Genomic DNA, 14,588 nt, shown 5'->3' with positions numbered 1-14,588 from the left:
TTAATTTTGATTTTTCCGTAGTCAAGCGTAAAATGAACCAGTCAGTACAGTTTTGAGCGTGAGAATGAAAACAAAATCAGAAGCCAGACGTTTGCATATTGTTGAGGTTGCCACCGAGGTGTTTCGGGAATCCGGTTTTGAACGCACCTCCATGGCGGAGATTTCTGCGCGGGTCGGAGGCTCCAAAGCCACGCTTTACAACTACTTTTCTTCGAAAGAGAAGCTGTTTCTGGAAGTAATGGTGAGCTCCAACCAACAGCAATTTGATGCCGCCCAGGCTTTACTGGATTTCTCCGACGCTACGTTTAAACAAGCGTTGCAACAGTTTGGGGTGGCATTACTGAAACTGCTTTTCTCACCAGATGTACTATCGGTGCGGCGTCTGGTGATTGCCGAAGCCCTGCGTTCTGACCTCGGCCACGACTGTTATCGCCGCAGTCGCAAGCTGGGTGAGCAACGAATTTCTGAGCGGCTGCAGCTGGCAATCGACAAGGGAATTTTGAAAACAGTTGATGCTAATCGGATGACGACTCACCTGTTGGGGTTATTGGAGTCTGAATTTACCGAATGGCTGGTCTGGCGTGATGCTCCGGAACTGACCGAGCCGCAACTGCAAGCGGCGGTTGAACGAGCGGTGGATGTGTTCTGGATGGCTTACGGCAAACAGTCAGACTGACTACAAAATGGTCAATGTGGCGGGATTTTGACCACTTGGGCATGCTTCGTGGCCGATAGCTTGGCAGCCGTGCCGGGCAGGAGTATTGTCGTACGAGTGTAAACCATTTGCAGTCTGGACCAACTTCATGACCTCAAACGAGCGAAAGACTCCTGTTAAAATCGATTTTGTCTCTGATGTTGTATGCCCATGGTGTGCTATCGGCCTGGCCAGTTTGCTGAAAGCACTGGAGTTGCGGCAACGGGATCTCAAGGTCGAAATCCATTTCCGGCCGTTTGAATTGTCGCCGGGGATGGCGGCAGATGGCGAACTGGTGATGCCGTATCTGCGTGATAAATACGGTCTGACCGAGCAACAAGTACGGGAAAATCACTCGTTGATTTCCCAGCGTGGCAACACAGTCGGGTTCCGCTTCGACTTCAACGACGACAGTCGTAAATGGAATACTTTTGATGCTCACCGGCTGCTGCATTGGGTCGCTACCTTGCCTGACAGCAGCAAGCCCATGATGCTGAAATTTGCACTGCTACAGGCCAACTTCACCGATAACCGTAACGTCAGTCACCATGATGTGCTGGTTGCTGTTGCCGAAGAGTGTGGCCTGAATGGCCAGCAAGCTCGCGACGTGCTCGAACAAGGCCTCTACGCTGACGAAGTCCGTAACGAAGAGCAGCTTTGGCAGGAGCGGGGTATTCGTTCCGTACCGGCGATGATCCTGAACGACCAGTATCTGATTAACGGTGCCCAGCCTCCACAAGCCATTCTCGAAGTCATCGATCGATTGATCGAAGCGTCGCACTGAATCCAGCAACAGTGAATTCCGCGGCAAGGATGCCGTAGATCATCCCCGCATATAAATCTTAAGGTTCGCTTAACCGGCCATTCTTTATGATTAGCCAAATCTGAATTTGGCTTTTCAAGGAATCATCATGAAAGCTGCAAGCCGTACTTTCTGGGGCCTGTTGGTGCTGGTCAGTGCTCTCTGGTTTTTGGCCGACAGTCTGTTGCCTGACCCTTTTACCTATTTCTCATTCCGTACGGTATTTGTGCAATACAGTGGTGCGATTGCGATCGCTGTGATGAGTGTTGCCATGATGTTGGCGGTACGTTCGCGCTGGCTCGAAAGCCGTCTGAATGGTCTGGATAAAATGTACCGGCTACATAAGTGGCTGGGGATTTCTGCGCTGGTCGCGGCGACCCTGCACTGGTGGATGGCCAAGGGCACCAAATGGATGGTTGGTTGGGGCTGGCTGGAAAAACCCCAGCGTGGTCCGCGGCCGGAAGAAACTCTGGGTTATATCGAAGGCCTGTTCCGCAGTAGTCGTGGTTTTGCTGAAAGTGTCGGTGAATGGGCCTTTTACGCCGCAGCCTTGCTGATGGTGCTGGCGCTGATCAAGAAATTCCCCTATCACCTGTTCAAGAAAACCCACACCTTGCTGGCGATTGGTTATCTGGCGCTGGTCTTCCACTCGCTGGTTCTGATCAAATTTGATTATTGGACGCAGCCAATAGGCTGGCTACTGGCGCTGTTGATGCTGGGCGGCAGCTTGTCTGGTATCTGGATTCTGGCTCGTCAGGTGGGTAAAAACCGTCGTGTCGGCGGTGAAATTGCCGCGGTGGTGCATTACCCGGAGCTGCGTACGGTCGAAACCTCGATTCGTGTGAAAGCCGGTTGGCCTGGTCACAAGGCGGGGCAGTTCGCCTTTGTTACCACCAATGACCGCGAAGGCCCGCATCCCTTTACCATTGCTTCGGCCTGGGATGAATCCAGTCAATGCCTGACCATTATCAGCAAGGCGCTGGGCGACCACACCAGTCGGATGCTCGACTATTTGAAGCCGGGTCTGGAGGTTGAGGTGGAAGGGCCGTACGGCTGCTTTGATTTTGAAGATGACCGTCCACACCAGATCTGGATTGGTGCCGGTATCGGCATTACCCCCTTTGTGGCGCGCTTGCAGGAACTGGCGCAACTGCCTGGCCGGAAAACCGTCGACCTGTTTCATTCAACGGCGGATATTGATGAAAACGCGCTGGCCAAACTCAAGGCTGATGCCGAAGCAGCGGGTGTAACGCTCAATCTTATTGTGTCTGGTGTCGATGGCCGTTTGACGGTTGAGCGTATCTGTCAGCAAGTGCCAGACTGGCAGGTTTCCAGTGTCTGGTTCTGCGGCCCGGTGGCCTTTGCTGATAAGCTTAAACAGGACTTCCGCAGCAAGGGTTTTGATACCAGCCACTTCCATCAGGAGCTGTTCCAGATGCGTTAAGCGGCTGGCTGGGAGCGCGGGCGTCCCGCCCGCTCTGGTAGCAAGGCATGCCTTGCCCCTACGAAAATCGATTTTTTATAACGTCGTAGGGTCCCGACATGTCGGGACAGAGCCGTGATTGAGACTACAACGGGACGGGAGTGCGGGCGTCCCGCCCGCATCTGCTGGCAAGGCATGCCTTGCCCCTACACACCTTCCAGGCTTAATGCGATGGTATTTTCTGCCCGCAACCGATACTGAAAATTGATGTAATCGCGGGTGATGTAAGCACCGTTGTGCCACTCCCGCAGCATTAACACCATTTCCCACACCCCCGCCTCCGGCTCACTGATAGGCAGCGCATAGTCACACTGACGTAAGCAATGTTGTCCGGCCAATTCTCCCAGCGTCTGGCTGGCGAGCAGATAACCGCTAAAATCACCGCCCGCGTAGCGTTGCGGTAGCGCCCAGACTTCCAGTACCAGAGTGCCACTGAGGTTACCCTGACCACGCAGGTTCAACACTTCTTCAACCTGAATATGAATGGTGCGGTTATCCAGCAAATATTTGCAGACACCATTTAGGGCGAGTTCTTTCAGTGGATTTTGAATGGGGTATGGCACGGCGGCGTTCATAACGGCCTCCAGCTTGGAATGACAATCAGCGAGTCTAAAAAAGGGCTGTGACAATAGCGGGTCTGTATGGCATAGCCAAGGGGAAATCGCAGGATATGGTCATGCTGGCTCGGGAAGGCAGGTGGCGTCCATGCCGCGAGAGTTATTTTTCCAGCCGTGTTTCGTAGCGGATGGCAACGTCAGCCATTTTCTTGTAAATCGAATCTGTGGTCACAGAAATGACGGTGGGCACATACTGGCCAGACAGGTCGAGCTGGAACCCCGCATTGGAGAATTTCCACTGTGCTGCGATTTTTTCCAACAGGGCCTGGGTTTCAGCACTGTTATCGGCACTGGACAGCAAACGCTGCAGATTGGAGTCAAAATCCTTTACTGACTTCTGGAAATCTGTGCGGGAGTGATCGGAGTCGATATTCCAGTACAAGGCATAATAGTCACGTGCGATTTTTTGAGTCAGCGTGGTTTCCTGCTCGGATATGTCCAGTAGCTGGGCGTAGGGTGAGTCGCTTTGACTGGCGAGTAAATCGACCACTCTGTTACAGGCAACCAGCAGGGCATCACTGTCTTTCAGCATAGAGAGGGCGTTGGTTTTGGTTGGCTGCGCCTGGATATCAAGCCGGTATGAAGACCACAGGCTCGCCAGATTGTCGAATTCATCCTTCATATTCGAATTACGCGCGTATTCGGTCAGTTGGTCTATCCGCTGTTCAAATAAGCCAATACTGTCATTCATGTCTTTTTCTGCAATATCCGGACGAATATCGGCACCAATTGCCAGATAGTCTTTGGATATCCGTTGGGACAGGGTGCAGAGGCTACCGGTCAGGTATTCAACTTCTGCAGCAGAAACAGGCTCTGCATAGGAAATTGCAGAAAACAGGCTGGCGGTAGAAATAGCAGTCGCTAATGCCAATTTCATCAATCAGGTTACCTTTTGAGAATAAGGAAGAGACAGGGTTATCAGAATTAAATATATAGTTCTGATAAAAAACATACAAACTGTATTTTATGAAAGGGTTGAATATTGAATCGGTGAGAATTGGCTTTGACTGGTTTGTATATTTCTATATGTATAAGTGTGTAATCTGTAATTAGCTGGCGATTGGAATGCTTATTATTCTTGGGCGATTAATTGATAATCGCCCGGCTTTGATTGTTTATTAAATGGATATTGAAGTGGCGGTTTTTAATGGATTTTTGAATTAACCACCACACTGGTGACGATATCGCCTTCGACGTTCACAGCTGTGCGAATGGTGTCGAGGATGCGGTCAATCGGCAGCAGAATGGCAATGGCCTCGGCGGGCAAGCCAACCGACTGCAGTACCATCACCATGGTGACCATGCCTGCGCTGGGAATGCCGGGAGCGCCCATGGAGGCAATCATGGCAGTCAGCATCACAATAATCTGGGCTCCGACCGACAGATCAATACCCGCCAGATAGGCAATAAACAGCGCCGCCGAGGCTTCGTAAAGGGCGGTCCCGTCCATATTCATGGTGGCGCCAATCGGCAAGACAAAACCGGCCACTTCCTTGCGTACCGCCAGGTTTTCTTCACTACAGCGCAGGCTCAAGGGCAGTGTCGCAGCGCTGGAGCTGGTGGCAAATGCCGTGACCAGCGCCGGGCGCGAACCTTTCCACAACCACCAGGGGCTTTTGCCGGTAAACAGCCACATCAGCCCTGGCAGTACCAGCACACCGTGGATAATGGTGATAACAAACACCAGCACGATGAATTCAGCCATGCTGCCAAGCAGTTGCAGGTTCTGGGTGGCGATCAGTTTGGTCAGCAGCGCCAATACGCCGAGCGGTGCCAGCACCATGATCCAGCGAATGATGGTCATCAGCAGTTCCAGCAATTCCTGAAACAGGGTGTTGATCTGTTTGGCCTTGTCGCCAGCACTGACCAGTGCGACGCCCAGAAACAGCGCGAAGGTCACCACCGGCAGTATCTTGAAATCCGCCATCGCGGCAATCGGATTCATAAACAGGCTGTGCAGTAGCTGGGCGAAAAACTCACTGCCGGTCATTTGCTTGGCCTCGAAGTTGGCCATGCTGTCGGCAAACATATCCAGCTGCATATCTGAGCCGGGCCGCACAATGCTGGTCATTACCAGTGACAGCACCATGGCGCACAGCATAGACAGCACAAAAAATCCCAGCGTCAGTTTCCACACCCGGCTGGCTTGTTGGTGGGCCTGCAGATTGGCGACCCCAACCACGATAGAAGTGAAAATCAATGGGATCAGCACCATTTTCAGCAGGTCGATAAAAAACCGGCCAGCGATGTTGGCGCTGTAGAGAATGGTGGATTTGACGGCTGACTCATCGGCCATGCCATTGAGCCAGTAGCCCAGCGCCAGGCCGATGACCGCAGCGATCAGAATCTGGCTGTTGAGGCTTGGCCAGCCACGAGGTGTTGATGTCATCACTTGGTTCCTTGATCGTCGTTCTTATACGCTCGGACAATAAGGCTTGCAGCCGCTGCTGTCAGCAGCGGCCGTGCTAACCAGTGATGGAATTAAGTTTTACAACAAGGTGAAGCTGCCAAAGCGGCGTTTCCGTTGGCCAGCTTTGCTGTTAGCGCTTTGGCACTTATGGCTGCGCTGGCGTCACAGCAACGGCTGCCGTCATACCGGCCACCAGGTTATAACCAGCGGGCAAGTGGCTGGTATCGAGTCGAATCCGCACCGGAATTCGCTGCGCCAGTCGAATCCAGCTGAACGTCGGGGTAACGTTTGCCAGCATATTGTTGCTGGTGGCGGCTGCGCTGTCGGCAATACCGGAAGCAATGCCTTCAACTTCGCCCGGCAGTACCAGATCGCCAGCCATTAGTGTGACTTCTGCCTTGTCGCCAATGTGAATGGCAGGAATCTTGGTTTCCTCGAAATAGCCATAGACCCACAGGCTGTTGTTTTTCAGCAGCGCCATGGCGGCGATCCCGGCGCTAACATAATCGCCCTGCTTGATGTCGAGGTTGGTGATGGTGCCATCAGCCGCAGCGCGTACCTCGGTGCGCTGATAGTTCAGCTCGGCCATTGCCAGCTGGGTTTCTGCCTGTTTGATCGCTGCTTCGGCCTTGGTGACATTGGCTGCTGCCAAACTGGCTTCGGCCTGCGCCTGGTTCAATTCAGCTTTGGCTTCGGCGGCACTGGAATAGCTGTCCTTGACGATTTCATCCGATACCAGCTGGTTCAGTTTTTCGCGGCTTTTGGCCCGCCGTTGGGCCATTTCAAAACGCGCCTGACTGGCTTTGATCTTTTCTTCGGTCATTTGCTGGTTGGCACGGGCGGCAGCGGCGTCGGCCTGCGCCAATTCGAGGTCAGAACTGGCTTTATCGACGGCCTGTTTGAAGCGGTCGCGGTCAATCACAAACAACAGCTCGCCGGCTTTGACCGTCTGGTTATCGTGGACGGCGACATTGGTTACCAGACCGGAGACATCGGCAGCAACCCGGACAATATCGGCCCTGACGCGGCCGTCCCGGGTCCAGGGTGCGGTGGTGTAGCTGGACCAGGCCCAGTGAGCGGAAAATGCCGCAGCCAGAACGATCAGCCCGGTGGTGGTTACCCGGATCATGGATGATTTGCTCATGGTGACGTGTTACCCCAGCAAGGAAAAACAAAGTGAATAGGTGGTGATGAAAATGCCCATGCGAGCCAGCGCTGGATGCCAGATCCAGCGGTAAACACCGCTCTTCAGCAGCAGCCGATCGGAAATGGCAAACACCGGTAGCAAGGCGACCAGCAGCACCATGGCGCGTGGCAGGTAAATACCCGCCATTGAAAATTCAGCAGGCAAGGGCGTTCTCCCTGGATGTGGCTTTAGCGGATAAGTCAGGACCGGATGAGTCGGATGGCTTTGATGTTTGATGGGGTTGCTGCGACGCTTGCAGCTCGTCGAGCACGTCAGCCAGCAGATACAGGTGGTCACGTAACTGCCGTTTTTCTGTCGCCAGTGGCTGTTGGTCAGATGTCAGATTCTGGTACAGCAACGCCAGGCTGGCATCAATACGTTGATGGCCTTCGGCTTTGACAAAACCGTCTTGCCAGTAGTCACCGACCCAACCGATCAGCTGTTGTAACTGGGCGATTTCGGTTTCTGCCAAACTGCCGGATTGCAGCTGCTGCCGTAATGAATGCAGCACATAACAGGCTTCCTGGGTCAGCAGCGAGCGCCGCATAAATTGTTGTGCGGCAGTGCTGCCAGCCTCCAGCTGGCTGGCCAGCAACAGGGTGATATCGCGGTTGCGGCTTTCCAGCTGTTCCGGCAAGCCCGCCAATGGCTGATGCACCACCATCCCAATGCTTTGATCCAGCATTTGCTGGAAACGTCGGCGCTGACCAGCCGTGCCATGCACACCGGGAAACAGCGCAAAACCAATCCCCGCCATCGAGACCCCGATAATGGCGGCGACCATTTCATTAAAAAAGTAGCCGTAATCCAGGCTGACGGTATGGCCAATGTTCAGCGCCACCATAAAACCGAAGTTGAGTGGAATACCAAAGCCGATCAAGGGTGGCCGGGTAACCACATACAGCATTGCCATCAGAAATGGCGCAGTACCAACAATCAGCATCGGATAACTGGTTAGCGACGGCAACGTGGTAAAGCAGATCAGCGCAATAAAAGGCGCCAGCGTATGGCCTGCGACGGCAAATTTCACTGCCGCCAGCGGGTTTGGTAACGGTGCCAGCATCATGGTCAAGGCCAGCACAATAAACATGCCGGTGGCCCCGGACGACCAGCCGCTGAGAATCCACAACATGCCGACGCTGAAAGTTATCACTGTGGTGCGAACCAGGGCGATCAGAATCATCACCGGGTCATAGACGCGCGAAAACCGTGTATAGCGGGCGTCAGGCTGTTTGTCTGTCAGGTAGTTTTCTGCCAGCTCGAACGTATGCAGGCAGCGAATCAGGGCTTTTAATAATTGCTGTAGCAGCGCCAGACCCGTGGCAATGGCCTGTTGTTCTTCAGCGCTGTATTGTTCGGCAAATTGTATCTCGACAGTAGGGGTTAACTGCGATGACGCTGTTTCATCAGCTTGCTGCAATTGTTCTTGCAGGCGGCTTTGCATTTGTTGCAGATCGGCAATCAGCTGCTGATCGTTGCTATCCTGCAAGCGTTCACTGACGGGTGTCAGATATTGCTGCAGCGTTTGATGAGCGTTTGGCAGCTGTTGCAGCAATCGTTGTTGTAACCGGCGCAGCGCCTGTAAACGGGTGATCGACTGCATGAAATAATGGTTACTGCGTCTTAGCGGTCGGCTGATGCTGCTGAGCCAGGGGCCTTCAAACACCGCATTGCTGAGCTGATCATCCAGCGTCGCAGCTTTACCAGAGCTTTCCATATGCAGCTGTTGTGGTGTGCCGGAGTTGCCAGCCAGCCCGGCGGCGACTTCGGCAATCAAATAGTCGCGGTTATTGCGGGCCATCTGTTTGACCCCGGCAGCCATCTGTTTGGGAAACAGGCCATCAAAGATCAGTGTGGTAACGCCGAGTCCCAGCATGACCTCGACCAAGCGATTGATCGCCACTTCAAAAATAGCCGCCGGGTGGTTCACCACAGGTAATGTGATCATGGCGACGGTATAACCGGCCAGCACAAAGGTGTAGCCGCGAAAGCCCCGGTTCATTAACGCTCCGGCGGCGCAAACACCACTCCAGATGGCAATCGCCGCCAACATTAGCATGGGTTGCTGCGGGAACAGTGCGACTATGGTGACGGCCGCCACACCACCAATCAAAGTGCCGATAATGCGGTAAAAACTTTTCGCCATGATCATGCCGGACTGCTGGTTCATCACTACCAGTACCGTCAGCATGGCCATGCTGGGCGAGGGTAATTCCAGTGCCATTGCCAGTCCGCAGGCGATGTACATCGACAACATGGCTTTCAGCACAAACAGCCAGGCGGCAGATTCGCCTTGCATGGCCTGCCGCCATTGCTGCCACAGGTTAACGAATGGATTACTGGCAGTTCGCTGGGGTTCGGAATTCATCAGAGCATCACGTTGGCTGAATGGGCGCGGTTAAATCGGTTCACTGGCAAGACTGGTGAGTAGTACCTTGAGCGACTGTTCCATGGCCACACGCTGGTCGGCCGGAACGTGCATAAACACCTTGTGCAGCTGGTCGGAAATATAGGGAATGATCTGGTCGAGCAGGTCGATGCCTGCGTCGCTGAGACTGACCATCCAGACCCGTCGGTCATCTTCGTTGATATAGCGTTTGATCAGACCTTTCTTTAAAAGCTGATCCGTCAGACGGGTGATGTTTGACGGTTTTTCACCGGTACGGGCAACCAGCTCGGACACACTGACGCCATGACCCGCCGGGTCCATCATGGTCAGGGTGTTGTATTCACTCATCGACAGGCCAAAACGGCGTAATTGTAAATTGGCACGGTCAGTAACCTGTTTGTCGACTGCCCGAATCAGCCGCACCAGACCTGCTTCTTCACGGGCAAATCCCGGATTGTGACCACTGAACAGATCCAGCTGCTTTTCGATGACATCAAAGCTCGACATAAAGAATTTCACTTATATTTATTTCAGTTGTGTAATTTATATAAGTAAAAGAAATTTGCCAAGCTGCTGTGGCCGATTGATCAGCAGACTGACTGGAACAATCTTGTTCGGTGTGACTAATGGTCCGGAATGTGAGGCCTGTTATCCGCTTTGGCCATGAAAGACTGGAAAAATAGTAGGGTTATTCGTTATATATTGATGTAAATAACGGTGCCGTGGCCGTTGTCAAAATTCGGGGTGGGATCTGCGAGTCGGGCTCACCAATTGTTCAGGAGATCGGCATGAGTAACGAACCCCAGCTGCAGGATACCTGGTTGTCTATTCGGCTGCGCAGCAATCAGCCCGCCATGCTGTACAGCTCCCGCGAGCCACAGCCAATTAATGATGACGTGGCAGGCGATATTTCTCCGATCTGTGCACCTCTGTATACCAGTCAGCTCAGTCGAACCCAGGCGCGTTTGTTTCTGGACTTGTTGCGGGCGATCAAGCAACCGGGCAGCTCGGCGCATCAGTTGTTGCAAAGTCATGAGCCAACTGCCGAATTACAGAAACATCTGGCTCGGCTGCATCACTCCGCCGAACAGAACAAGGAGCGAGACTATGTCGTGGTGCGGGCGCGAGTGGCGGAAATCTGCGACGAATGGGATCTGACCCGGTTATCGATTCCGGGTGGTTCGTTGTGGGTGGCTGGCACAGGTTTTGTGGTCGATGATCGCCTGCCGGTTCGGATTGATGCCCGTGATGTCAGTCTGACACTGACGCCTCACGACGACTCCAGCATTGTGAATCAGCTACGGGCGCAGGTAAGTCATGTCGCTGATGCAGCCCAGCCAGGTTTATGCCGGGTCAGCCTACGGTTGTTCGAGCATGGTTTGGCAGCATCAGAGATTATTGCGCTGGTCACCCTGCGCTCGGCCAAACAATTGTGGCTGGCTCCCGGGTTGAAACTGTGGGTACAAATCAAATCAGCGGCGCTGGACTTGTAGGCTGGAGCGTAAAACTCTGGTTGGGTCTGCCTGTAGAGTCAGTCCCGGCTTACCGGGACCGACCAGACAGAGCCTGTATCAGGCTTTTACTTGTGGCAGACGTGCCAGCGCGGCGTCGATTTCCGCTTGTGGGTAGTCATAATCTTCCAGCTTGCCGGACAGGTATTTGTCGTACGACACCATGTCGAAGTGGCCGTGACCGGAGAGGTTGAAGAACAAGGTCTTGGCTTCACCGGATTCCTTGCAACGCAGCGCTTCGTCGATACAGGCGCGGATCGCGTGGTTGGATTCTGGCGCAGGAATAATGCCTTCAGAACGGGCAAACTGAACTCCTGCTTCAAAGGTTGCTACCTGTGGCACGGCAACCGCTTCGATCAACTTGTCGTGGTACATCTGTGAAACCAGGCTGGACGCACCGTGGTAACGCAGACCACCGGCGTGAATACCGGGCGGCATAAAGTCGTGGCCGAGAGTGTATTGCAGCATGATTGGGGTCAGGCCAACGCTGTCACCGAAGTCGTAAGCAAAGTGACCACGGGTCAGGCTCGGGCAGGATGATGGTTCAACGGCAACCAGACGCACCGGCTTGCCACCGGCGGCTTCGTCGGCAAAGAACGGGAAGGCCACGCCGCCGAAGTTGGAACCACCACCGCAGGGCGCAAAAATCATATCCGGGTAGTCACCCACCATTTCAAATTGCTTCCTGGCTTCCTGGCCAATAATGGTCTGGTGCAACAGCACGTGGTTGAGCACGGAACCCAGGCTGTAACAAGTGTCTGCACGACCGGCAGCTTCTTCTACCGCTTCGGAAATGGCGATGCCCAGTGAACCCTGGTTATCCGGGTCGGCAGCCAGAATCTTGCGGCCGGTTTCGGTCAGGTCGGTTGGGCTGGCCAGTACCTCGCCACCCCAGGTTTCCATCATCGAACGACGGAAAGGCTTCTGCTGGTAGCTGATTTTCACCATGTAAACGCGTACGTCGATACCGAACATCTGGCCAGCCAGCGACAGCGAGGAACCCCATTGGCCAGCACCGGTTTCAGTGGTCAGGCGGTTTACGCCCGCCTGCTTGTTGTACCAGGCTTGTGGGATTGCCGAGTTCAGCTTGTGGGAACCGGCCGGGCTGATGCCTTCATACTTGTAATAAATCTTAGCCGGTGTTCCCAGTGCAGCTTCCAGACGGTGGGCCCGGAACATCGGCGTAGGACGCCATTGCTGGTAGATTTCCCGCACGGGCTCGGGGATTTTTACCCAGCGTTCGGCAGTCATTTCCTGCTCAATGATCGGATCACAGAAGATCGCCTGCATCATCGCCGGGTCGAGCGGCTTACCGTCCGGGCCAACCGGCGGAGCAGGTGGGTTCTTCATATCTGCTACGATGTTGTACCAGTGCGTCGGCATCTCGGTTTCGGGCAGAATGATCTTGGTTTGCTTCATGGCAGTTCCTTATCTTGTTTGGGACGTGGGTTCCTGAACGAACCATAAAACAGATCGTGGTTGGGGCCAACTGATCAGCTGTTCAATAACGGAAACGAATCCGCAACAGCGCAAAACTCATTGGCCTCGCGGTTTGCAGCGGGCTAGGCTGGCCTTTTGTCCGGGGCTTTTGTTATGTCTGTTTTCAGCGAGCGCAAGATCGACTGCCATAATCACATCTTTGACCCGCAACGATTTGCCTACCAGGCCAATACCTATCATCCGTCCGGTGCTGAGATCGCCAGTGCTGATACGTTTTATACCGTGATGGATACCTATGGCGTCAGCCACGCCCTGATCGTCGGGCCGAACTCTGCGTATGGCGAAAACGACAACCGCGCCTTGCTGGATGCCGTTGCCCGTTCTAACGGGCGTTGCAAAGGCATGGCAGTGGTATCGATGGACACCTCGCTGGCGCAATTGCAGGAGCTGGCCGAGCAAGGTATTGCTGGAGTGACCTTCAATATTGCCTTTTATGGGCCAGAGCATTTCGCCCGCTGCGACAGCCTGCTCGACAAGCTGGCGCAATTGGGTCTGATCGCCCAGTTTCAGATCGCTGGTGACCAGCTGGGTGGTGGCTTGAAAGACAAATTTACAGGCAGTGGTGCACGGCTGTTGATCGATCATTGCGGTCGGCCGGTGTTGGAACAGGGCCTGGATGCGCCTGGCTTCGCTGACGTATTGCAACTGGCGGACAGCGGCCGAGCCTGGATCAAGGTATCTGGCTTCGACAAGTTTTCGCAGCAAGCCTGGCCATTTGCAGATACCCAACCAGTGGTTGAACAAATCAAACAGGCCTTTGGTGACGACAAGCTGATCTGGGGTTCTGACTGGCCATTCCTGAAGCCTCGTCAGCGACTGGATTACGGCACCTTGCTGGCACTGGCCGAGCGACAGTTTCCTGAGCCTGAACAGCGGGCCAACTATTTCTGGCGAAATGCGGCTGAGTTGCTGGGGTTCTGATCCCGTTGGTAATCAGGATTGTCGAAATGCTGAGGGAGCCATACCAAAGGTTTGGCGAAAACGGTTGCTGAAGTGACTTGATGAGCTGAAACCACAACGCCCGGCAATGTCGGTGAGCGGTAAGCGAGTGTGTTGCAGCAGCTGTTGGGCCAGTTGCAGTCGTTGCTGCATGACGTATTGGTGTGGCGCCAGTCCCTGACTTTGTTTGAACATACGGGCGAAATGGTATTCGCTCAAATCTACCAGTGCTGCCAGTTCAGCCAGCAAAATCGGTTGATCAATATGGGCTTCGATCCAGGCTTTGGCGCGCGCCAGCTGATATGGGGCGAGGCCACCACGAACCGTTACTGGCTGCCACTGGAAACGGCAATATTTCTGCACCAGCTGATTCAGCAACAGGGTCGCTGCGGTGCCCAGCATCAGCTGATCACTGTTGTCATGCCATTGGCCGCTCAGTAAAAACTGCCTATACAGAGTGGCTATTTGGGCATCGTCGGCAAAAATACGTTCGTCGACACTGAGCTGGGTCGGACTTTTGTCCCACACCTTCTCAGCGACGTCGCGCAAGTGAGCATCGGTAAAATAGAAATGTACAAACGACAGTGGCCCACGAATATCCCAGGTTGAGGCATACCCCTGCGGCATCAGGCACATCCGATCCGGTGCTCCACCGTTACGCCAGCCGTGTTTGGTTTTCAGGTAGGACTCATAGCCGTCGTTGACGTACAGACTGAGGGTATGGTGATCCGGGCTTTCCACCACCACCCGGTCATGGCTGTTGTGCCACGATGCCAAACCGGTTCCGCCCGCCAGATCGGCAGCCAGCAGCAGTTGCGTTTTATGACGCTGCAAGTTGTGAAAGACCTGATAGTCCTCAATCACAGTGGCAGGTACTCCGGCGTTTGGTGGCAATGGATGGGTAAGGTGAATCGCTATCTTAAAAAGCCCGGCGGGTATCACCAAGCCTGCTGACAGAAAAAACCGCAAGAATATGCAAATGGCCGCAAGCTGCTGCAAGCCAGCCGCGGGCGCGATCTCGATAATGAGCCCAGGTTGTATGTAACTTGTGATGGAG

The 14,588-nt window shown here is 54.1% G+C and carries 14 protein-coding genes; 5 read left to right on the top strand and 9 right to left on the bottom strand.

The features are described 5' to 3' along the window. Positions 1-64 precede the first annotated feature (64 nt). From K6123_RS16715 to K6123_RS16705, 3 genes are all read left to right on the top strand, one after another. On the top strand, positions 65-676 hold the full coding sequence (locus tag K6123_RS16715) for a TetR/AcrR family transcriptional regulator (RefSeq protein ID WP_221799800.1): 612 nt from the start codon (positions 65-67) through the stop codon (positions 674-676). Between the two features lie 127 nt (positions 677-803). Next, the gene (locus K6123_RS16710; RefSeq protein ID WP_221799798.1) at positions 804-1,478 is read left to right on the top strand and encodes a DsbA family oxidoreductase; all 675 of its coding nucleotides are present in this window, start codon (positions 804-806) and stop codon (positions 1,476-1,478) included. A gap of 127 nt (positions 1,479-1,605) precedes the next feature. After that, positions 1,606-2,940 (top strand): ferredoxin reductase family protein, encoded by a 1,335-nt coding sequence (locus tag K6123_RS16705; RefSeq protein ID WP_221799796.1) that lies wholly within the window; start codon positions 1,606-1,608, stop codon positions 2,938-2,940. A 185-nt stretch (positions 2,941-3,125) separates the two neighbouring features. Here K6123_RS16705 and K6123_RS16700 read toward each other — a convergent pair whose 3' ends face one another. The 7 genes from K6123_RS16700 to K6123_RS16670 form a co-directional block, all read right to left on the bottom strand. After that, positions 3,126-3,554: a hypothetical protein gene (locus K6123_RS16700; RefSeq protein ID WP_221799794.1), complete on the bottom strand. Its 429-nt coding sequence runs from the start codon at positions 3,552-3,554 to the stop codon at positions 3,126-3,128. Between the two features lie 142 nt (positions 3,555-3,696). Then, positions 3,697-4,473, bottom strand: a complete 777-nt coding sequence (locus K6123_RS16695; RefSeq protein ID WP_221799792.1) for a hypothetical protein — start codon at positions 4,471-4,473, stop codon at positions 3,697-3,699. Positions 4,474-4,740: 267 nt separating this feature from the next. Beyond that, positions 4,741-5,985 (bottom strand): dicarboxylate/amino acid:cation symporter, encoded by a 1,245-nt coding sequence (locus tag K6123_RS16690; protein WP_221799790.1) that lies wholly within the window; start codon positions 5,983-5,985, stop codon positions 4,741-4,743. Positions 5,986-6,151: 166 nt separating this feature from the next. Continuing rightward, positions 6,152-7,150 carry an HlyD family secretion protein gene (locus tag K6123_RS16685; RefSeq protein WP_221799788.1) on the bottom strand — a complete coding sequence of 333 codons (999 nt, stop codon included), beginning with the start codon at positions 7,148-7,150 and terminating at the stop codon, positions 6,152-6,154. 9 nt (positions 7,151-7,159) lie between these two features. Next, positions 7,160-7,357, bottom strand: a complete 198-nt coding sequence (locus tag K6123_RS16680; protein WP_246624861.1) for a DUF1656 domain-containing protein — start codon at positions 7,355-7,357, stop codon at positions 7,160-7,162. Next, positions 7,347-9,560, bottom strand: coding sequence for an FUSC family protein (locus K6123_RS16675; RefSeq protein ID WP_221799786.1), 2,214 nt, complete (start codon positions 9,558-9,560; stop codon positions 7,347-7,349). Before K6123_RS16675 ends, K6123_RS16680 begins: the two co-directional genes overlap by 11 nt. 30 nt (positions 9,561-9,590) lie before the next feature. Then, entirely contained in the window at positions 9,591-10,088 is a 498-nt protein-coding gene (locus tag K6123_RS16670) for a MarR family winged helix-turn-helix transcriptional regulator (protein ID WP_221799784.1), read from the bottom strand. Between the two features lie 281 nt (positions 10,089-10,369). On the opposite strand from K6123_RS16670, the gene K6123_RS16665 reads away from it, so the two are divergent. Further along, positions 10,370-11,074, top strand: coding sequence for a TOBE domain-containing protein (locus tag K6123_RS16665; protein ID WP_221799782.1), 705 nt, complete (start codon positions 10,370-10,372; stop codon positions 11,072-11,074). 78 nt (positions 11,075-11,152) lie between these two features. Here K6123_RS16665 and K6123_RS16660 read toward each other — a convergent pair whose 3' ends face one another. Continuing rightward, the gene (locus tag K6123_RS16660) at positions 11,153-12,511 is read right to left on the bottom strand and encodes a TrpB-like pyridoxal phosphate-dependent enzyme (protein WP_221799780.1); all 1,359 of its coding nucleotides are present in this window, start codon (positions 12,509-12,511) and stop codon (positions 11,153-11,155) included. 174 nt (positions 12,512-12,685) lie between these two features. Between K6123_RS16660 and K6123_RS16655 the strand changes: the two genes are divergently transcribed. Continuing rightward, positions 12,686-13,513 (top strand): amidohydrolase family protein, encoded by an 828-nt coding sequence (locus tag K6123_RS16655; protein WP_221799778.1) that lies wholly within the window; start codon positions 12,686-12,688, stop codon positions 13,511-13,513. Between the two features lie 12 nt (positions 13,514-13,525). On the opposite strand, the gene K6123_RS16650 is transcribed toward K6123_RS16655, so the two are convergent. Then, positions 13,526-14,395, bottom strand: a complete 870-nt coding sequence (locus K6123_RS16650) for a helix-turn-helix domain-containing protein (RefSeq protein WP_221799776.1) — start codon at positions 14,393-14,395, stop codon at positions 13,526-13,528. Between the last annotated feature and the right edge of the window lie 193 nt (positions 14,396-14,588).

This window comes from Oceanobacter mangrovi (assembly GCF_019740315.1).
Taxonomy (GTDB): Bacteria; Pseudomonadota; Gammaproteobacteria; order Pseudomonadales; family Oceanobacteraceae; genus Oceanobacter; species Oceanobacter mangrovi.
Note: the sequence above shows the minus strand (reverse complement) of the source record. Positions and strands in the feature narration are given on the sequence as shown.